The 19,168-nt window shown below is 71.5% G+C and carries 15 protein-coding genes and 2 pseudogenes; 5 read left to right on the forward strand and 12 right to left on the reverse strand.

All coding sequences use genetic code 11. The features are described 5' to 3' along the window. Positions 1-459 (forward strand): CAP domain-containing protein (locus EBH09_RS02210; protein WP_193776071.1); only part of this gene is annotated, 459 nt, incomplete at its 5' end. A 6-nt stretch (positions 460-465) separates the two neighbouring features. Here EBH09_RS02210 and EBH09_RS02215 read toward each other — a convergent pair. From EBH09_RS02215 to EBH09_RS38465, 3 genes are read right to left on the reverse strand one after another with little or no spacing between them, the layout of a single operon-like run. Next, the gene (locus EBH09_RS02215; RefSeq protein ID WP_121745340.1) at positions 466-1,788 is read right to left on the reverse strand and encodes a HAMP domain-containing sensor histidine kinase; all 1,323 of its coding nucleotides are present in this window, start codon (positions 1,786-1,788) and stop codon (positions 466-468) included. Further along, on the reverse strand, positions 1,785-2,474 hold the full coding sequence (locus EBH09_RS02220; protein ID WP_193776072.1) for a response regulator transcription factor: 690 nt from the start codon (positions 2,472-2,474) through the stop codon (positions 1,785-1,787). Before EBH09_RS02220 ends, EBH09_RS02215 begins: the two co-directional genes overlap by 4 nt. A gap of 53 nt (positions 2,475-2,527) precedes the next feature. Continuing rightward, positions 2,528-2,788, reverse strand: a complete 261-nt coding sequence (locus EBH09_RS38465) for a hypothetical protein (protein ID WP_238697154.1) — start codon at positions 2,786-2,788, stop codon at positions 2,528-2,530. Between the two features lie 79 nt (positions 2,789-2,867). On the opposite strand from EBH09_RS38465, the gene EBH09_RS02230 reads away from it, so the two are divergent. Then, complete coding sequence (locus tag EBH09_RS02230; protein WP_121746188.1) at positions 2,868-3,080, forward strand: hypothetical protein; 213 nt, start codon at positions 2,868-2,870, stop codon at positions 3,078-3,080. Between the two features lie 99 nt (positions 3,081-3,179). On the opposite strand, the gene EBH09_RS02235 is transcribed toward EBH09_RS02230, so the two are convergent. The 7 genes and pseudogenes from EBH09_RS02235 to EBH09_RS02265 form a co-directional block, all read right to left on the reverse strand. Next, on the reverse strand, positions 3,180-4,850 hold the full coding sequence (locus EBH09_RS02235; protein WP_121745342.1) for a cellulase family glycosylhydrolase: 1,671 nt from the start codon (positions 4,848-4,850) through the stop codon (positions 3,180-3,182). A 205-nt stretch (positions 4,851-5,055) separates the two neighbouring features. After that, positions 5,056-6,837: a ThuA domain-containing protein gene (locus EBH09_RS02240; protein ID WP_121745343.1), complete on the reverse strand. Its 1,782-nt coding sequence runs from the start codon at positions 6,835-6,837 to the stop codon at positions 5,056-5,058. 17 nt (positions 6,838-6,854) lie between these two features. Further along, positions 6,855-9,662 (reverse strand): PQQ-dependent sugar dehydrogenase, encoded by a 2,808-nt coding sequence (locus tag EBH09_RS02245; protein WP_121745344.1) that lies wholly within the window; start codon positions 9,660-9,662, stop codon positions 6,855-6,857. A 402-nt stretch (positions 9,663-10,064) separates the two neighbouring features. Continuing rightward, positions 10,065-11,503, reverse strand: a pseudogene (locus EBH09_RS02250) (molybdopterin-dependent oxidoreductase). After that, the gene (locus tag EBH09_RS02255) at positions 11,490-11,756 is read right to left on the reverse strand and encodes a hypothetical protein (protein WP_121745345.1); all 267 of its coding nucleotides are present in this window, start codon (positions 11,754-11,756) and stop codon (positions 11,490-11,492) included. The pseudogene EBH09_RS02250 and the gene EBH09_RS02255 overlap by 14 nt, the downstream one beginning before the upstream one ends. 127 nt (positions 11,757-11,883) lie before the next feature. Next, positions 11,884-12,170, reverse strand: a pseudogene (locus EBH09_RS38470) (aminoglycoside phosphotransferase family protein); the annotation flags it as partial. A gap of 9 nt (positions 12,171-12,179) precedes the next feature. Continuing rightward, positions 12,180-13,499 (reverse strand): MFS transporter, encoded by a 1,320-nt coding sequence (locus tag EBH09_RS02265; RefSeq protein WP_121745346.1) that lies wholly within the window; start codon positions 13,497-13,499, stop codon positions 12,180-12,182. 71 nt (positions 13,500-13,570) lie between these two features. Here EBH09_RS02265 and EBH09_RS02270 point away from each other — a divergent pair, with 71 nt between their 5' ends. Continuing rightward, positions 13,571-14,557, forward strand: a complete 987-nt coding sequence (locus EBH09_RS02270) for a helix-turn-helix domain-containing protein (RefSeq protein WP_121745347.1) — start codon at positions 13,571-13,573, stop codon at positions 14,555-14,557. 53 nt (positions 14,558-14,610) lie between these two features. On the opposite strand, the gene katG is transcribed toward EBH09_RS02270, so the two are convergent. Then, positions 14,611-16,833, reverse strand: coding sequence for a catalase/peroxidase HPI (gene katG / locus EBH09_RS02275; protein WP_121745348.1), 2,223 nt, complete (start codon positions 16,831-16,833; stop codon positions 14,611-14,613). Between the two features lie 24 nt (positions 16,834-16,857). Then, entirely contained in the window at positions 16,858-17,304 is a 447-nt protein-coding gene (locus tag EBH09_RS02280; protein WP_121745349.1) for a Fur family transcriptional regulator, read from the reverse strand. Between the two features lie 192 nt (positions 17,305-17,496). Here EBH09_RS02280 and EBH09_RS02285 point away from each other — a divergent pair, with 192 nt between their 5' ends. Beyond that, the gene (locus EBH09_RS02285) at positions 17,497-18,597 is read left to right on the forward strand and encodes a DUF475 domain-containing protein (protein WP_121745350.1); all 1,101 of its coding nucleotides are present in this window, start codon (positions 17,497-17,499) and stop codon (positions 18,595-18,597) included. A 117-nt stretch (positions 18,598-18,714) separates the two neighbouring features. After that, positions 18,715-19,137, forward strand: a complete 423-nt coding sequence (locus tag EBH09_RS02290; protein WP_121746189.1) for a DUF350 domain-containing protein — start codon at positions 18,715-18,717, stop codon at positions 19,135-19,137. Positions 19,138-19,168: the final 31 nt, after the last annotated feature.

Genomic DNA, 19,168 nt, shown 5'->3' on the forward strand with positions numbered 1-19,168 from the left:
GGCGGTGGCGACACGGGGGCGGGCGGCACCGGGGCGGGTTCGGACTCGGGATCGGACTCCGGTTCCGGCGGGGGCGGCGGGCCCGAGGCGCAGGTGCTCGCGCTCGTGAACGAGGAACGGGCGTCGGCGGGCTGCTCGCCGGTCACCGCGAACGACCGGCTGACCCGTGCCGCCGACGACTACAGCGACGTCATGGCGAGCAGCGGTGTCATGTCCCACACGGGCCCCGACGGCTCCACGATGACGACCCGGGTCGAGGCCGCCGGTTACCAGTGGTCCACGCTGGGCGAGAACATAGCCCGGGGTCAGGCGGACGCCGCGTCGGTGATGGACTCCTGGATGAAGAGCCCCGGCCACCGCGCGAACATACTCAACTGCTCCTTCAAGGAGCTGGGCGTCGGCGTCCACTTCGGCGACGGCGGCCCCTGGTGGACGCAGAACTTCGGCGCCGGTCGCTGACGCCCGTCACCGCACCCCTCCGCCGGCGCCGCTCGCGCCGGCGAGCACGAACGACACCCGCACCCGCGCGCCGCCCAGTGGGCCGCGGGTGATCGTCAGTTCGCCGTCCGCCGCGCGGGCCGCCCGGGCCACGATGTCAAGGCCGAGGCCGGTGGAGCCGCCGACGCTGACGCCCCGGGTGAGCGCCGCCTCGGGGTCCGCCACGCCCGGTCCCGCGTCGTCGACCGTGAGGAACACGTGTCGCTCCGCCCGCTCCACGCGGACGGCGAAGGCGGTGCCCTGCGGGGTGTGCCGGAAGACGTTGCCGATCAGGGCGTCGACGACGGCCGCGAGGTCGTCCTCCGGGAAGGCGACGGGCGCCGGGCGCGGGGTCAGGGAGCGCTCGTACGGCCGGCCCTGCTGGGCGGCGAGGACCGACCAGAAGTCCAGGCGCATGGCGACCACCTCGGCGACGTCGCACGGCTTGGCCGGGCCCGCACCGCCGTGCCGCACCGCGGCCAGGGGCGTGCGCGCGGCCGCGATGATCGAGTCGAGCTCGCTCTCCAGCTGGCCGGCCGCTTCGGTGACCCGCCGGGCGCTCGGGGTCGCGCCCATCCGGTCGGCCTCCAGGTACAGGGCGGTCAGCGGGGTGCGCAGCCGGTGCGAGAGGTCGGCGACCAGTTCGCGTTCGACGGCGAGCAGGTCGACGACCCGGTCGGCCATGGTGTTGAACGCCACACCGGCTTCCTGCAGCTCGGGCGGACCGTCCGGTTCGACCCGTACGTCCAGGTTGCCGGAGCCGAGGGCGAGCGAGGCGCGCTTGAGGCCGCGGGAGGAGCGGACGACGTGGGCGCCGAGCCGGTCGGCGACGAGCACCGAGCCGCCGACCAGGCCCAGCGCGAGCAGGGCCATGACTCCCCACGACGCGGCCACGCCCCTGGTGAGGTCCGCGGCGGGCACGTAGGCCTCCACGACCGCGACCCGGTCGCCCCGCAGGACGACGGGCTGGAGGTAGACCCAGCCGTCCGCGGTGTCGACGGCGAGCGTCTCGCGCCCCCGCACGGCCCGGTCCAGCGCGTCCTCGGACGCGTGCGGGGTGCCGACGAAGCCGCCGTCGGGCAGCCGTACGACGAGCTGGTCGGAGGAGCCCAGCTCCGCGACGGCCTGCTGCACGTCGGCGCGCCGGGTGGTGAGGGCGAGCACCGGGGAGAGGGCCGAGGCGCGCTGCTCGGCGGCGGTGGTGACCCGGTCCCGGGCCTGTTCGCGGACGAGGAGGGCGAGCGGGATGAGGAACGACAGCGCCACCATGGAGGTGACGGCCAGGGCGATCCCCGCGAGGGCACGTCTCATGGAGAGCTGACCAACTTGATGCCGATACCGCGGACTGTGTGGAGATAGCGGGGCTTTCGCGCCTTCTCCCCCATTTTGCGGCGGAGTGCGGAGAGGTGGACGTCCACCGTCTGGTCCTCCACGTACGGCTGCTGCCACACCTCGGCGAGTATCCGCTGCCTGGATATGACCTGGTCGGCGTTGGCGGCCAGGTAGGCGAGCAGGTCGAACTCGCGGCGGGTGAGAGGTAGTTCCCGGCCGGCGAGGTGTGCGGTGCGCCCGGTGAGGTCGATGCGCAGATCGGCCACCTGGACGACGGGCCGCCGCGCGGCGCGGACGTCGGCGGGTACGGAGCGGCGCAGCACGGCGGCGAGCCGGGCGGCGAGCTGCCCGCCGGAGAAGGGCTTGACCATGTAGTCGTCGGCCCCGGCGTTGAGCAGCCGGATGATCTCCGTGTCGTCGTCGCGGGCGGTGGCGACCAGCACCGGAACGCGGGAGATGCCCCGGATCATCCGCAGCACGTCCAGCCCGTCGAGGTCGGGCAGTCCGAGGTCGAGCACCACGATGTCCGGCGGGCTCTGGGTGATGTCGCGCAACGCCTCGAAACCCTGGTGTGCGGTCTTCACCGCGTAGCCGTGTCCGGTCAGGACCTCGATCAGCGCGGCCCGGATCACGGGGTCGTCCTCGACGACAAGTACGGAGGCCATGGGCAGGCACGTTAGCCGGTCCGTCACTATGGTGTCGTGTCCCGCCTCCTGCGCTACCTGATCATCTGGCTGTCCTGCACGGCGGCCAGTGTCACGGCTGTCATCATCACGATCCACTTCGTGGTGGGCTCGACCCGGCCGACCGCGCCGGTCGCGCAGTCGGCGCCGAGGGAACTGCCGGCGTCCCCCCGGCCCACACCGTCCGAGACCGCGAAGCCCTCGCCCAGCCCGTCACCGACCAGCCGGAAGCCCAGCCCGACACCGTCCCGTACGAGCGAGAATCCGCCCGAGCCGAGGCCGACACCGACGCCCACCGCCCGCACCGCACCCCCGCCCTCTCCCACGGGCGGGGGCGACCCCGGCTGCGAGGAGGGCGGGGCCGGTTTCTACACGGTGCCGTCCGAGGGCGGCAAGGCGACCGTGCGGTTCGGCGGCAGCGGGGTGTGCCTGGTCTCGGCGGTGCCGAACCGGGGCTTCACGGTGAGTACGGAGCAGAGCGGGCCGCAGACGCTGACGGTGACCTTCTCGGCGAGCCGTCACCGGTCGGAGATCACCGCGACGACGCAGCCGCGGAGCCAGGCCAACGTCCGCGAGGTGTCGTGGTGACGCCCCCGGCACCCACACCTCGGTGCCGCCCGGTGCCCGGTGCCCGCCCGGCGGCGGAGGGCCGCCACCGGGCGGGCACCGGACGGCGGGGCCGTACGGTCACGTCGTGACGCAGGCGGTGCCGTTCAGGCTGAACCCGGTCGGGGCGGTGTTGGTGCTGCCCTTCTCGCCGGTGAACCCGAGGGTGACCATGCCGCCGGCGGGGATCGTGGAGGTGTAGGAGGCGGGGGCGACGCTGACCGCGCCGTCGCTCTGGGCCGGGGTGCCTCCCCACATGTTCGTGATCCTCTGGCCGTCGGCGAAGGCGAAGGCGAGCGTCCACGGGCCGACGGGCGCGGTGCCGGTGTTGCGGACGTTGATCTCGCCCTGGAAGCCGCCCGGCCACTCCCCCACGACGCGATAGGCGACGGAGCAGGCGGTGCCGGGAGTGCTGCCGCCTTCGCCGGTGGTGACGTCCACGGTGGCGGAGCGGGCCGAGCGGTTGCCCGCCGCGTCGCGGGCGTAGACGGCGAAGGTGTACGTGGTGTCGGCGGTGAGGCCTGTCACGGTGGCGGTGTTGGTGGTGGAGGCGGCGACCTCGGTCTCGGCGCCGTCGCCGACCCGGACGACGTCGTACCCGGTGACGCCCACGTTGTCGGTGGCCGCGGTCCAGCCGAGGGTGACGGAGTCGTCGGTGACGGCGGACGCCACCGGGGTACCGGGCGCCGTCGGAGCCTGGGCGTCGTCCGGGGCGTCGCCGCCGAAGACCGTGGCCTCCTTCGAGGTCCGGGCGATCCCGTCGGCGCCGTGGAAGATGCGCTCGCCCCAGGAGCTGAGCCGGCTGGGGTCGAAGTCGAGGGCGAGGTCGAGGACCGGGTCGGTGTTGCCGCTCCAGGACCAGGCCAGGTAGCCGAGGCGGAGTCGTTCGGCGGTGGCCATCATGGTGTCCTCGTCCGGGTCGCCCCACTGGTCGGCGGGGCCGCCGAACTCGCCGATGAGGATGGGCAGTCCGGCGTCGACGAAGGCTTGCAGGTAGTCGGTGATCTCCTGGGCGGTGTCGTAGACGCTGTACATGTGGATCGAGAAGATCAGGTTGCCGGTGGGGTCCGCGTCGTAGACGGACTGGGCGTTGGCCCGCATCACCCCCTGCCAGTCCTGGCCCCAGTTGGGCGCGTCGACCATGATCGTGTGCTGGAAGCCGGCGGCGCGCAGCTTCTCGATCGCCGCGATGGTCGGCTCTGTCCAGCCCGCGGGGTCGGTGTTGCCCCAGGGCTCGTTGCCGATGTTGACGACGACGTAGTCCTCTTCGCCGGCCAGCACGTCCTTCAGGCCGATCCAGTAGTCGGCGGCGTGGTCGAGCGTGCCGGCGGCGGCGTCCTCGCCGTAGCCGGTGGTGTCGTGCACCTCCAGCACGCAGATCAGCCGGTTCGCCTTGCACTGGTCGACGACGGCGGCCACGTCATCGGGGCTGTTCTCGCTCCAGCGGTGGCCGTCGGAGAGGACGACCCGGACGGTGTTGGCGCCCAGCGCCTTGACGTCCGCCAGTGACTGGGTCTCGCCGGGGTACCAGGTGTGGGCGTGGTTGACCCCGCGCATGACGAAGTCGTTGCCGTTGCCTTCCAGCAGCCGGCCGTCATCGATGTGCAGGCCGGTGGCCCGGGCGCCGGGCGACTGGGCCAGCGCGGCGGCCGGGCAGAGGGCACCGACGACGACCAGGCCGATGAGGGCGGCCACTCCGGTCAGCAGGCGGGTCAGGAGGCTCTTCGGTGTATCGCGTCTTGCTGTGCGCACGGCGACTCCATGGCTGAGTAGTGCGGACACGAAGGACAACGAGGGTGTGGGAGCGCTCCCATGAACTCATTGGGCCGCGTACACGTCAAGGCATCGAACGGAAAACGCTTGCTACCACGCTTGGCACCTGCCACGTCACGCCTACCGACCGGCCGCCCGTTTCCCGGGCGGCCGGTCGGCCGGTGTCACTCACCTCGCGGCACGGTCAGGGCAGGGTCCACTTCTGGTTCTGGCCGGTGTGGCAGGTCCACAGGTGAACGGGCGTCCCGTCGTTCCAGGTGCCGCCCGACGCGTCCAGACACTTGGCCGACTGCGGATTGCGAACCGTGCCGTCCGGCTGGGCCGCCCACTTCTGCGCACCCGTGCCGTTGCACGTCCAGAGCTGGATCCGCGTACCGTCCGCGCTGCCGCCACCGGACACGTCCAGGCACTTGCCCAGCGCCTTCAGCGTCCCGTCACCGCCGACGGTCCAGTCCTGTGCCGCACTCCCGTTGCACGTCCACACCTGCACCCCCGTACCGTCGGCCGTGCCCGAGTTGTCCACGTCCAGGCACTTGCCGTCGACCCCGGTGACCGGCCCCGTTCGCGGACCGGTCGGCGGCGTCCCGTCCTGCTTGACGCGGATGTCGCGGAAGGCCACCTCGTCGCCGTCTCCGTGGTTCTGGAGTCCGATGTGCCCCTGTCGCAGGCTGCGTGCCGGGTCGGTGTTGGTGAAGTCGTTGACCTTCACGCCGTTGAGGAAGATCTCCAGGCGCTCTCCGGTGACGCGGAGTTCGTACGTGTTCCACTCCCCCGGCGGGTTCAGCGCGGCGTCGCGTGCGGGGAGGTCGGCCGACTTGAAGCCGTAGACGGCGCCCGTCGTGCGGTCGGCCGCGTCCGTGGCGTCGATCTGGATCTCGTAGCCGTTGTTCACCGCCGACCAGGGGTCGTCGGAGGCCGGGAAGCCCACGAAGACACCGGAGTTGTCGTCCCCGGACGCCTTCCAGTCCAGCTTGAGGGAGTAGTCGCCGGTGAACTCCTCGGCGGCGTACCAGAGCATGCCCAGTCCGCCGTGGGAGGTGAGGGTGCCGTCGGCGAGGGTGAACCCGCCCGGGCCGGCCTGCTGCCAGCCGGTGGTGCCGGAGCCGTCGAACAGGGACGTGTAGCCGCTCTCCGGGCGGCAGTCGGCGTTGGTCATCCCGGCCGCCCAGCGGACGCCGCCGAGCAGGTGCCTGCGGAAGCCCGGGTCGGTGTAGGACTCGTCGGTGTGGCCGCCGCCGGTGTAGAAGGCCCGGCCGCCCTCGTAGTCCTTGCACCAGGCGATCGGGTGGTCGCCGTTCATGTTTCCGCCCGAGTAGCTGGACTCGTCGAGCGAGGCCAGGACATGGGCGGTGGTGCGCGGGTTGGTGCGGTAGTTGTACCACTCGTCCGTCCGCTGCCAGGTGCCGCCCAGGTGCGCGGTGGCGTCGTGCGCCCGGTCCTCGACCTCGACGGTGGCGGGCTGGATGGCCGGGTGGGAGTGGAAGAGGGCGCCGGCCAGTCCCTCGTAGAAGGGCCAGTCGTACTCCGTGTCGGCCGCCGCGTGGATGCCGACATATCCGCCGCCGCCGTTGACGTAGCTCTCGAACGCCGTCTGCTGGGCGTCACCCAGCACGTCGCCCGTCGTCGACAGGAAGACGACCGCCTTGTACTGGGCGAGGTTCCCGGTGGTGAAGGTCCCCGGGTCCTCGGTGGCGTCCACGGTGAAGTTGTTCGCCGTGCCGAGGTCGCGCAGCGCCGCGATGCCGTCGTCGATCGAGGAGTGCCGGAAGCCCGCCGTCCGGGAGAAGACGAGGATCTTGTACGCCGGGTCCGCCGCGGCCTGTGCCGCGGTGTCCGGGCCCGCCTGGGCGGTGGTGGTGCGGACGGTGTCGCCGGCGGCGGCACCGGGGTGGGCCGTGGCCTGCGGGGCCACGCACAGCACGACGCCGGCGAACAGACCGAGGGCCGCTGTCAGATGGTTGCGCATGTACGGTCGCCTCCTCTCTACGGAAAGGTCCACTTCTGGTTCTGGCCGGTGTGGCAGGTCCACAGGTGAACGGGCGTCCCGTCGTTCCAGGTGCCGCCCGACGCGTCCAGACACTTGGCCGACTGCGGATTGCGAACCGTGCCGTCCGGCTGGGCCGCCCACTTCTGCGCACCCGTGCCGTTGCACGTCCAGAGCTGGATCCGCGTACCGTCCGCGCTGCCGCCACCGGACACGTCCAGGCACTTGCCCAGCGCCTTCAGCGTCCCGTCACCGCCGACGGTCCAGTCCTGTGCCGCACTCCCGTTGCACGTCCACACCTGCACCCCCGTACCGTCGGCCGTGCCCGAGTTGTCCACGTCCAGGCACTTGCCGTCGACCCCGGTGACCGGACCGGTGCGGGTGCCACCTCCCGACGTGCCGAACGAGAATTCGTCCACGTCGAACAGCGAGCCGGCGCCGCCCTTGAAGACGAGGTAGAGGGTCGTGGAGCCGGCCGGCTGGTTGCCCAGTGCGGCCGTCACGTCCTGGAAGGTCTCCCAGCCGCCGGTCACCGGCACCGTCGCCGTGCCGAGCAGGGTGCCGGTCGGCGATCCGGCGCGCACCTCGATCGTCCCGCCGGTGCCCGCCGAGGAGACCCGGGCGGTGAAGGCCGTGGTGTTGTCGAGTGCGTACGGCTGGAAGGAGATCCAGTCGCCGTTCTCGATGTGGCCGACCGTCCTGCCGCCGTGCGCGGGGGCGTGGGTGACGACCTGGACGCCCGCGGAGTCGCCGTAGTGCTCGGCCTGCCGGTGGCTGGGCTGGGTGATGTGCTGGTCGTGGGTGGTGAGGGCGGGCTGGCCGTTCGCGCCGTTGTCGGTGTACTCGGCGTCGATGACGCCGAAGATGTTGGCGTTCGGGTCGTGTTCACCGTCCGCCAGGGTCTGGAGGGTGCCGGTGCAGCCGGTGGCCGAGGTCTGCGGGTGTCCGTGGCTGTCGTGGCCGATGATGAAGGTGACCTTCACCTCGGCGCAGTCGACGGCGCCGTCCTCGGGGTCGGTCACCGTCACCTTGAACGGGATCGCGGCGCCGAAGTCGTGGACACGCCCGTCGGTGGGCAGGTCGATCCGCACGGTGGGCGCTGTGTTGCCGACGGTGATCCGCACGGAGGCGGTGGCGGACTTGCCGGTCGTGTCCGTGACCTTGAGGGTGGCCGTGTACTGGCCGTTGGCGGTGTACGTGTGGGATGGGTCGGACTCGGTGGAGGTCGAGCCGTCGCCGAAGTCCCAGGCGTGGGTGAGGGCGTCGCCGTCCGCGTCGGAGCTGCCGGCGGCGGAGAAGGCCACCGCGAGGGGTGCCGTGCCGGAGGTGGTGTTCGCCTTGGCCTGGGCCACCGGGGCGTGGCCGCCGGTGACATGCTCGATGCGGTACAGGGCGGAGTTGGCGTCGCCGTTGAAGTAGCCGGTGCCGTAGTCGAGGACGTAGAGGGCGCCGTCCGGTCCGAAGGCCATGTCCATCACCTGGGTGCCGGTCCAGGGGAAGGAGTTGATGGACTGCACGGTTCCGTCTCCGCCGGTCTCGATGCGCTTGATCCACCGGCGGCCGAACTCACCGGCGAAGAAGTCGCCGTCGTACGCCTCGGGGAACTTCACCGCGGAGGCGGAGTCCGCGTCGTAGCGGTAGACGGGCCCGCCCATGGGCGACTCGGATCCGCCGCCGAACTCCGGTACGGAGCCGCCGTCGTAGGGGATCCAGGCGGGCTGGGCCGGCGGCAGTTCGGTCAGGCCGGTGTTGCGCGGCGAGGTGTTCCGGGGCGCGGCGCAGTCGAACGCGGCGCCGGCGCCGCCGGTGGCGAAGTCGCGGTCGACGTAGGCGTCGTTGTCGCCAGTGCAGTACGGCCAGCCGAAGTTGCCGGCCTTGGTGATCCGGTTGAACTCGACCTGTCCGGCGGGGCCCCGGGAGGCGTTGGCGGTGCCGGCGTCGGGGCCGTAGTCGCCGACGTAGACGGTGCCCGTGGCCTTGTCGACGCTCATCCGGAAGGGGTTGCGGAAGCCCATGGCGTAGATCTCGGGCCGGGTCCTGGCGGTGCCGGGCGTGAAGAGGTTGCCCGACGGGATGCCGTACGACCCGTCGGCGTTCACCTTGATCCGCAGGATCTTGCCGCGCAGGTCGTTGGTGTTGCCCGAGGAACGCTGGGCGTCGTAGGCGGGGTTGCGCGAGGCGCGCTCGTCGATGGGGGTGTAGCCGTCCGAGGCGAAGGGGTTGGTGTCGTCGCCGGTCGACAGGTACAGGTTGCCCGCCGCGTCGAAGTCGATGTCGCCGCCGACGTGGCAGCACAGGCCGCGGGAGGCGGGCACGTCGAGGATCTTCTTCTCGCTGCCCGGGTCCAGGGCGCCGTCGGCCTTCAGGACGAACCGGGAGAGGCGGTTGACCCCGTCGAACGGGGCGAAGTCGGACGCCGACCCGTCGGCCGGCGCGTCACCGGCCGGTGTGTCGAGCTGGGGGGCGTAGTAGAGGTACACGAACCGGTTGGTGGAGAAGCCCGGGTCCGCGGCGACGCCCTGGAGGCCCTCCTCGTCATGGCTGTAGACGTCGAGCCTGCCCGCCACTTTCGTGGTGCCCGCCGCGTCGGTCAGCCGGAGTGTGCCGTCGCGCGAGGTGTGCAACACCGAGCGGTCCGGCAGCACGGCCATCGTCATGGGCTCGCCCGTCTCGGCCACGCCTTTGGCGAGGGTGACCTGTTGGAACTCCTCGGCGGCCGCGGCCACGGGCCCGCCGCCCGGGTCGGCCGGGGTGGCGGCCGGGGTGGCAACCGGTGCGGCGGCCGGGGTGGCGGCGGCCGGGCTCATCGGCAGCGCCAGGGCGATGGCACATGCCAGGGCCGGCAGTAAGGAGTGGACACGTCTGTGTCCGAGCGATCTCGTGCGCACAGAGTTCTCCCGGAGAGTGAGGGGTGGCGGCAGGCGTACGAGGCCTGCCGTGAGGGAGTACGGGCGCGCGCCGTCGCGCCGTCGAGCCCGGTCGAGAGATGACTATGACCGGTTCATTTCAAGGAAGTTAGCGGCCTTGGTCCGCACCTGTAACCCCTTTCGCGCAAGATCTCGATTCTTCTTCCGCTGTGGAGACAAAGTGTCGTGTGCATCGGATCGGTGTCCACGGCCCCGACCGGACCGGCCTTCCTCACCGCCCGGGTGCGGACGCCGGCGCCTTGAACCGCCGCCGAGCAGGGAAAGGATGCTCGGTCCCGTGAGTCACTCGACCGTCACCACGACGGAGTGCCGTCCGCTGGCGCCGTCGGGAACGGTGCGGGTGCGCTTCCCGGTCTGCACCTCGCCGGTGCGGTCGGTCGCCCGCACGGTGAGGGTGTGGCCGCCCTTGGCGGCCTGCCAGGCGTAGGATCACTGACGCCAGGTGTCGCGCGAGTCCTCGGCCGCGAGGGTGGCCTCCCGCCAGGGCCCGTCGTCGACGCGGACCTCGACCTTGTCGATGCCGCGGTGCTGGGCCCGGGCGACGCCGGCCACCATCACCGTGCCCGCCTCCGGCCGGGCGAACGGCTTCGGGGTGTCGATCCGGGACTGGGTCTTGACCGGGGCCTCGCGAGCCCAGTCGCGCTTGACCCAGTAGGAGGCGTAGGCGTCGAACGTGGTCAGCTCGATGTCCTCGATCCGCTTGCAGGCGGACACGTAGCCGTACGGGCCGGGGACGAGCATGCGGACGGGGAAGCCGTGGTCGAACGGCAGCGGCCGGCCGTTCATGCCGACGGCGAGCATCGCGTCGCGGCCGTCCACGACCTCCTCGACCGGGCTGCCGAGGGTCATGCCGTCCACGGAGCGGGCCACCGGCTGATCGGCGGGGCCGCCCGCCGACGGGGGCCGGACACCGCACTCCTTCAGCAGGTCGTCGAGCCGGACGCCGATCCAGCGGGCGTTGCCTACGTACGGGCCACCGACTCGCTGGACACACAGGTCAGGGTGATGTCCCGCTCGATCAGCTCGCGACGCAGCAGGTCCACGAAGGTCAGGGTGTTCACCCTGGTGACTCCCTTGCCGTGGACGCGCAACCGCCAGGCCGTGGCGTCCACCTTGGGGACCACCAGGGCGGTGTCCACCCGGTAGAAGTCGCCGTTGGGCATGATGAACGGGCTGACGCCCGCCACCCTGAGCTGTGCGCCCCGAGGCACCGCGGGAGCGGGTGAGTCGGGCGGCGGCAGGTCGATGTTCTCGCGGGACGCCACGGCCTCCTGGCCACTTGTACCGTTCAGGGCCCGGCCCAGTACGCCCGCCCCGGCCGAGGCGGCGGCAGCGGCGGTCGCCGCGATCACGAAACCGCGCCGGTCCCAGCCTTCGCCGGGCCCTCGCAGTGCCGCTCTTGGTGCTTCTGGTGCTTCCGGCACGTCCCGGGGCGGCGCCAGGAGGAGACCGCTCAGCGCACCCAGCCGGAGCCGTGTGCCTGTCCCAGGATTCCGCGGTTTGTTCTCTTCGTCACTCACGTCGGTAATCCGGCCCCGCGCGATCGGCGGATTGGTCCGGAAGCCGACGGGGCGCGACTCCACCGGCGGCGACGACGAGATACGGGTAATCCGCTCTGCCGGGAAGTGCGGATTGCCGGGTGGTGTGGCTGTCAGTCGCAGGAGGCAATGCAGGCGGACGCGAAGCCGAAGGGTGGCCGACGTGCCGTCAGGGCACGTCACCCCACCAGTCGAAGCGGCGGGGGTCGCCCGTCCTCGGGCCGTACGCGGAGCGGCCGCCTGGGCCGTAGCGGCCTATCTCCGTCGCCAGTGACACTCCCCGGCCGCGCTCCCGCTCGGTGAGGTCGGTGACGTCCAGGAGCAGACCGTCCAGGGGACCGCCCACCAGCTGGGCGTAGACGCGTCCGGCCCGCGGCCCGGGATCGTCGTGGTCGGCGCCGTAGACCCTGCCCCGCATGAACTCCACCTCATCCATGCCTCGCAGCCTCGCATCCGCCACTGACAACGGCGCGCAGTGCCCGTCCGCCCGTCCGTCCTAGACCGGCGGCTCGTCGAGCAGTTCCAGCAGGCAGCGGGCGCCCTCCCCGGCCACCGCGGCACTCCGGCACCCAGCGGGCCAGCGCGTCGGTCAACGGCCCCTCGAAGGCACTGGCCTGCGGATTCGCCTTGAACCAGACCGCGCCGCGCCCCCTACGGACAGCCGCACCAGGACCGACCAGGGCCGCAACCGTACCCGCCGCTCCCCCGTCGCCCGCAGGCCACGGGCGGCCGGCCCGCCCGCCGCCCAGCCGAGGGCCGCGGCCCGCCAGGTCTCGTCCTCCCAGGGAGTCACCGCGTCCTGGTACCGCCCCCGGTGCACGACCACTGACGTCTCCGTCTCGCTCCGCATCACGCCATCTCAGCATCGCGTCCCACGGGCGGCCGGCGTATTTCGACCCGGCAGGGGCGCCACCGCCGGGTTCGGCCCGGCACGGCGGACGGTGAGGGCGAGGAGGGCCGCGACGGCGCACGCCGCGCCGAGGACGACCCAGACGGGGTCATAGCCGGCGAAGGTGTCCCGGGCGACGCCGCCGAGGAAGGCGGCCAGTGCCGCGCCGACCTGGTGGGCCGCGTTGGTCCAGCCGAAGACGATGGCGCTGTCATCGCCGTAGAACCGGCGGCACAGGGCGATGACGGGCGGCACCGTGGCGAGGTCCAGGAGGCCGAAGAGGACGACGAAGGCCAGCATCGGCGGCGTGACGGTCGCGCTCATGATCAGGGGCAGCGCCACCAGCAGGAGGCCACGCAGGGTGAAGACGACGGCGAGCAGCCTGCGGGCGTCGACACGGTCGGTGAGCCATCCCGCGGCGACGGTGCCGGCGACGTTGAAGACGCCGATGAGGGCGAGCAGGGTGGACGCGGTGGTGACCGGCATGCCGTGGTCATGGGCGGCGGGCGCGAAGTGGGTCCACATGACGCCGTTGGTGGAGGCCCCGCAGACGGCGAACGCGGCGGCGAGCAGCCAGAAGGGACCGGTGCGGGCCGCGTGGCCGAGGACGGTGACGGCGCGGCGCGCGGCGCCCGGCACGGGCGGCGGCTTGGGGACGAAAACGGGGCTGCCGTAGGGGCGCCGGCCGCTGTCGGCGGGGTGGTCGCTCAGGGCGAGCCGCACGAGGAGCGCGGTGGCCAGTGCGGCGAGGGCGAGGGTGACCAGGGCGGGGCGCCAGTCGTAGTGGTCGATGGTCCAGGAAAGGGCGGGCAGGAAGACCATCTGGCCGAGGACACCGGCCGAGGCGAGGATGCCGGTGACCAGGCCGCGGCGCTCGGTGAACCAGCGGTTCGCCACGGTCGTGGCGAGGGTCATGGACAGGGCTCCGGTGCCCAGGCCGACGAGGAGGCCCCAGAAGAGGGTGAACTGCCAGGCGGCGGCCATGCCGGTGGTGAGCAGCGCTCCCCCGGCGACCACGCCCAGGGCGGTGACGGCGATCCGGCGGATCCCGAAGCGGTCCATCAGGGCGGCGGCGAAGGGGGCGGCGAGGCCGTACAGGACCATGTTCAGCGACGCGGCGAGGCCGATGGAGCCGCGGGACCAGTGGAAGTCGCGTTGCAGCGGGCCCTGGAGGATGCCGGGCATGGTGGAGAAGGCACCGGCGACGACGATCGCGATTCCGGTGACGGCTGCCACCCACCAGGCGCGATGTCCGTGGAGGGCGCGGGGATGACGGGTCGGGTAGCGCATGTACCCCACCCTTCGCCGGGTGCGGGACGCAAACCACTGGCCGGATGGACAGCGAGTGAAATAATCTGGCCATGCGAGACACGAAGATCGACACGGTGCACCGGGTGGTGGTGTTCGTACGTCCCGGACTGCTGCCGATGGAACTGGGGATCGTGCACCGCCTGTTCACAACGGCCGCCGACGACGGCGGGCGGCCCTTGTACTCGGTGCTGACGTGCGCGTCCACGCCGGGCGAGGTGGCCACCGACACGGACTTCAGCGTCAACGTCCCCCACGGGCCGGAGGTCCTGGAGAGCGCCGACACGGTGGTGGTGCCGGCGGCCGTGGAGGACTACGGGCCGCAGGAGCGGGGGCGGCTCGCCGCGCCGGTGCGCGCGGCCCTGGAGCGGGTTCCGGCGGAGGCTCGGCTGGCCTCCATCTGCACCGGTTCGTTCGTGCTGGCCGCGGCCGGCGCGCTGGAGGGGCGCCGGGCCACCACGCACTGGAAGTCGTGCGCCGAACTGGCCTCGCTGTATCCGGAGGTCGACGTCGATCCGGACGTGCTCTACACCGACGACCGGGGCGTGCTCACCTCGGCCGGTGTGGCCGCCGGGATCGATCTGTGCCTGCACATGATCCGTGACGACCACGGCGCGGAGGTGGCGAACACGGTGGCACGCGGCACCGTGGTGCCGCCCCATCGCGAGGGCGGTCAGGCGCAGTACATCGACCGTCCGATCCAGCAGGTGGACGACTGCTCGACGGCCGCCGCCCGTACGTACGCGCTCCAGCGGCTGGGCGAGCCCCTCACTCTCGAGGAACTCGCCCGGCAGGCGTCGATGAGCGTGCGTACCCTCAACCGGAGGTTCCGGCAGGAGACCGGGGTGACGCCCATGCAGTGGCTCGGCCGGCAGCGCCTCGACTACGCCCGGCGGCTGCTGGAGCGCAGCGACGAGCCGGTCGACCGCGTCGCCGCCCGTTCCGGTTTCGGTACCGGGACCGCGATGCGCCAGCACTTCCGTGAGGTCCTCGGTGTGTCACCGCGCGCGTATCGCAACACCTTCCGCGGGACGGCGTAGTACGGGTGCGTCCGGGCCGGGCGGGTGGCCGGCCCGGCCCGGACGCCGGTGGGTCAGACCAGGTCGAAGCGGTCGAGGTTCATGACCTTGACCCAGGCGGCGACGAAGTCGTGCACGAACTTCTCCTTCGCGTCGTCGCTCGCGTAGACCTCGGCGAGTGCCCGCAGCTCGGAGTTCGAGCCGAAGACCAGGTCGGCGCGGCTGCCGGCCCACTTGATCTCACCGGTGGCGGCGTCGCGGCCCTCGAACGTGGTCTGGTCCTCGGACGTCGACTTCCACGTGGTGCCCAGGTCGAGCAGGTTGACGAAGAAGTCGTTGGTGAGCGAGCCGGGCGTCCTGGTGAAGGCGCCGAGCTGGGACTGCTGGTGGTTGGCGCCGAGAACGCGCAGGCCACCCACCAGGACGGTCATCTCGGGCGCGCTCAGGGTGAGCAGGTTCGCGCGGTCGAGCAGCAGGAACTCGGCCGGCAGGCGGTTGCCCTTGCCGTGGTAGTTGCGGAACCCGTCGGCGGTCGGCTCGAGTGCCTCGAACGACTCGGCGTCGGTGTGCTCCTCCGTCGCGTCCACGCGGCCCGGGGCGAAGGGAACCTCCACCTGGAAGCCGGCTTCCTTGGCGGCCTTCTCGACGGCGGCGGTACCGCCGAGGACGATCAGGTCGGCCAGCGACACCCTCTTGGCGCCGGCGCCGGAGTTGAACTCGCGCTGGACGCTCTCCAGGACCCGCAGGACCTGCGCCAGCTCGTCGGGCTCGTTGACCTCCCAGCCGCGCTGCGGCTCGAGGCGGATGCGGGCGCCGTTGGCACCGCCGCGCTTGTCGCTGCCGCGGAAGGTGGACGCCGAGGCCCACGCGGTGGACACCAGCTGCGCGACGGACAGACCGGACTCGAGGAGCTTGGTCTTGAGGGTCGCGACGTCCTCGGCGTCGATCCCCTCGCCCTCGGCCTCGGGCAGCGGGTCCTGCCAGAGCAGGGTCTCCTCGGGGACCTCCGGGCCGAGGTACAGGGACTTCGGGCCCATGTCGCGGTGGGTCAGTTTGTACCAGGCGCGGGCGAAGGCGTCCGCGAACTCCGCCGGGTTCTCGTAGAACCGGCGGGAGATCGGCTCGTAGACCGGGTCGTAGCGCAGCGACAGGTCGGTGGTGAGCATCTTCGGGCGGTGCTTCTTCGACGGGTCGTGCGCGTCGGGGACGATCTCCGGGGCGTCCTTGGCCACCCACTGGTTGGCGCCGGCCGGGCTCTGCTCCAGCTCGTACTCGTACTCGAAGAGGTTCTTGAAGAACCCGTTGCTCCACCGGGTCGGGGTCGTGGTCCAGGTGACCTCCAGGCCGGAGGTGATGGCATCCGGGCCCTTGCCCGTGCCGTGGGTGCTCTTCCAGCCCAGGCCCATCTCCTCCATGGCGGCGGCCTCGGGGTCGTCGCCGACGGCGTCGGCGGGGCCGGCGCCGTGGGTCTTGCCGAAGGTGTGTCCGCCGGCGATCAGCGCGACGGTCTCCTCGTCGTTCATCGCCATGCGGCGGAACGTCTCGCGGATGTCGCGGGCGGCGGCGATCGGGTCCGGGTTGCCGTTCGGGCCCTCCGGGTTGACGTAGATCAGGCCCATCTGGACCGCGCCGAGCGGGTTCTCCAGCTCGCGGTCGCCGGTGTAGCGCCCGTCGTCGAGCCAGGTCGTCTCGGGACCCCAGTAGACGTCCTCCTCGGCCTCCCAGACGTCGGCGCGGCCACCGGCGAAGCCGAAGGTCTCGAAGCCCATCTGCTCCAGGGCGACGTTGCCGGTGAGGACCAGCAGGTCGGCCCAGGAGATGTTCTGGCCGTACTTCTTCTTGACGGGCCACAGCAGGCGGCGGGCCTTGTCGAGGTTGCCGTTGTCCGGCCAGCTGTTGAGCGGCGCGAAACGCTGCTGGCCGGCGCCGGCGCCGCCGCGGCCGTCGCTGATGCGGTAGGTGCCCGCACTGTGCCAGGCCATACGGATCATCAGCGGACCGTAGTGCCCGAAGTCGGCGGGCCACCAGTCCTGCGAGGTGGTCAGCACCTCGGCGATGTCCCGCTTCACGGCCGGCAGGTCGAGGGCGTTGAACGCCTCGGCGTAGTCGAACTCCTCACCCAGCGGGTTGGCGACGACCGGGTTCTTGGCGAGGATCTTCAGGTTGAGCCGCTCCGGCCACCACTGACGGTTTCCGCCTCCCTGTGTGGGGTGCGGGGCGCGTCCGTGGGCGACCGGGCAGCCACCCGCCTCCTCGGTTTTCGCGTCGGTCACGATGGCGTCGTGGTTCTCGGACATGGGAATCCTTCCGAACGGGGCGGATCAAGGTGCTGGGGAACTGCCGGTGGTGGAGCAGTCGGGGCACAAGCCCCGGTAGATGACCTCGGCCTCGTCTATCGAGAAGCCGTGGTCGTCGGAGGCGGTCAGGCAGGGCGCCTCGCCGACGGCGCAGTCGACGTCGGCGAGCGCACCGCAGGACCGGCACAGGACGTGGTGGTGGTTGTCCCCCACCCGCCCCTCGAACCGCGCCGGTCCGCCGGGCGGTTGGATACGGCGCACGAGTCCCGCCGCGGTGAGCGCGTGCAGGCCCTCGTAGACGGCCTGGAGGGAGACGTGGCCCACGCGCAGGCGCACCCCGGACGCGATCGCCTCGACGCCGAGGTGATCGCCTCGTCGGACGGTCTCGAGGAGCGCGAGACGGGCGGCGGTCACGCGTAGGCCGGCCCCGCGCAGTTCCGCGGCGACGGCCGGATCCCGGGATGCGGTCATGGCGGTGAACCTACTCCCGTAAACACGAACTCCTCAAGGAAACGAACCGATCCATTTCAGTGACCGCCAGGTGCCGTACCCGGCCTGCCCCGGTGACGGCGAACGATCGTGGTAGACAACGTCGGTGAGGGGCACTGGCAACGAAAAGCCACATCCCGGCACAGCGCGACAACAGGAGTGAGTGAGCAGCCCGTGCTATTGAGGACGTTCCGTTGGGCCTTCGCCGTCACTGCCCTGGGCCTGGCCGCGGGAGTGCTGTACGAGGGGTGGACCGCCTTCGGCCTCGTGGCCATCCTCGCCGTGCTGGAGATCTCCCTGTCCTTCGACAACGCGGTGATCAACGCCGGAATCCTGAAGAAGATGAGCGCCTTCTGGCAGAAGATCTTCCTCACCGTCGGCATCCTGATCGCCGTCTTCGGCATGCGCCTGGTCTTCCCGGTCGTGATCGTGGCGATCAGCGCCCGGCTGAGCCCCTGGTCCGCGGTGCATCTGGCACTCACCGACAAGCAGCGCTACCAGGAGCTGGTGACGGACGCCCATCCGTCGATCGCGGCCTTCGGTGGCATGTTCCTCCTGATGATCTTCCTCGACTTCGTCTTCACGGACCGGGAGATCAAGTGGCTCGGCCCGCTGGAGCGCCCGCTGGCCAAGCTCGGCAGGGTCGACATGCTGTCGGTCTGCATCGCCATGATCGTACTGCTCGCGGCGGCGGTCACCGTGGGCGCCCACGCCCATCAGCACGGCGGCACCCACGTCGACAAGACGGAGACGGTCCTCCTCGCCGGGGTCGCCGGTCTGATCACCTACATGGTCGTCGGCGGTCTCTCCGGTTACTTCGAGGGGAAGCTCCAACGGGAGGAGGAGCGCGAGCACGCGGCCGAGGAAGAGGCCGAACGCGCCGGCAAGCCCCGCTCGGCCGTCGCCCTCACCGGTAAGGCCGCGTTCTTCATGTTCCTCTACCTGGAGGTCCTGGACGCGTCCTTCTCCTTCGACGGCGTCATCGGCGCCTTCGCCATCACCAACGACATCGTGCTGATGGCGATCGGCCTGGGCATCGGCGCCATGTACGTCCGGTCGCTGACCGTCTACCTGGTCCGCCAGGGCACCCTCGACGACTACGTCTACCTGGAGCACGGCGCCCACTACGCCATCGGCGCCCTTGCCGCCGTCCTCCTGGTGACCATCCAGTACGAGATCAACGAGATCGTCACCGGCCTCATCGGCGTGGTCCTGATCGGCGCCTCCTTCTGGTCCTCCGTGCGCCGCAACCGCGCACTCGCGGCGTCCTCCTGACTCAACGTCCGGCCGGATTCCCGGATCGCCGGACCGAGGAGTCAAGGGGCCGAACGGGTGCGCTACATTTTGCAGCGCCTCGACCACGATCTCTCACGCTACGGAGCCGGCAACCCCATGAGCGACATCGTCAACGGACTCGGCCGTGCCACCGCCTACGGCGGTCTCGGCCTGGTCCTCCTGGTCCTCGGCATCGTCCTGGTCGACGTGCTGACGCCCGGAAAGCTCGGCCGGCAGATCTGGGAGCAGCGCAACCGCAACGCGGCCATGGTGCTCAGCTCCGCGCTGCTCGGCATCGGCGGCATCGTGTTCACGTCCATCTGGACGACGTACGAGGACTTCGGCAAGGGCCTGGTGTCCACCGCGGTGTTCGGGCTGCTGGGCCTCGTGATGATGGCCGTGGCCTTCCTGGTCGTCGACCTGATCACCCCGGGCCGGCTGGGCGAGACGCTGGTCGAGCCGGAGCCCCACCCCGCGGTGTGGGTGACGGCCTCCTGCAACCTGGCCGTCTCCGCGGTGATCTCGGCCTCCATCGCTTGACGCGCCGTTCCTCGGGTCTCACCCGCGCACG

Origin of the sequence: Streptomyces sp. E2N166 (genome assembly GCF_003671715.1) — a bacterium.
Lineage (GTDB): Bacteria > Actinomycetota > Actinomycetes > Streptomycetales > Streptomycetaceae > Streptomyces > Streptomyces thinghirensis.

Coding starts and splice junctions, on each gene's coding strand:
- EBH09_RS02215 (WP_121745340.1), bottom strand. CDS start 1,788: ATGAGACGTGCCCTCGCGGGGATCGCCCTGGCCGTCACCTCCATGGTG.
- EBH09_RS02220 (WP_193776072.1), bottom strand. CDS start 2,474: ATGGCCTCCGTACTTGTCGTCGAGGACGACCCCGTGATCCGGGCCGCG.
- EBH09_RS02240 (WP_121745343.1), bottom strand. CDS start 6,837: ATGCGCAACCATCTGACAGCGGCCCTCGGTCTGTTCGCCGGCGTCGTG.
- EBH09_RS02245 (WP_121745344.1), bottom strand. CDS start 9,662: ATGAGCCCGGCCGCCGCCACCCCGGCCGCCGCACCGGTTGCCACCCCG.
- EBH09_RS02255 (WP_121745345.1), bottom strand. CDS start 11,756: ATGGATGAGGTGGAGTTCATGCGGGGCAGGGTCTACGGCGCCGACCAC.
- EBH09_RS02265 (WP_121745346.1), bottom strand. CDS start 13,499: ATGCGCTACCCGACCCGTCATCCCCGCGCCCTCCACGGACATCGCGCC.
- EBH09_RS02270 (WP_121745347.1), top strand. CDS start 13,571: ATGCGAGACACGAAGATCGACACGGTGCACCGGGTGGTGGTGTTCGTA.
- katG (WP_121745348.1), bottom strand. CDS start 16,833: ATGTCCGAGAACCACGACGCCATCGTGACCGACGCGAAAACCGAGGAG.
- EBH09_RS02280 (WP_121745349.1), bottom strand. CDS start 17,304: ATGACCGCATCCCGGGATCCGGCCGTCGCCGCGGAACTGCGCGGGGCC.
- EBH09_RS02290 (WP_121746189.1), top strand. CDS start 18,715: ATGAGCGACATCGTCAACGGACTCGGCCGTGCCACCGCCTACGGCGGT.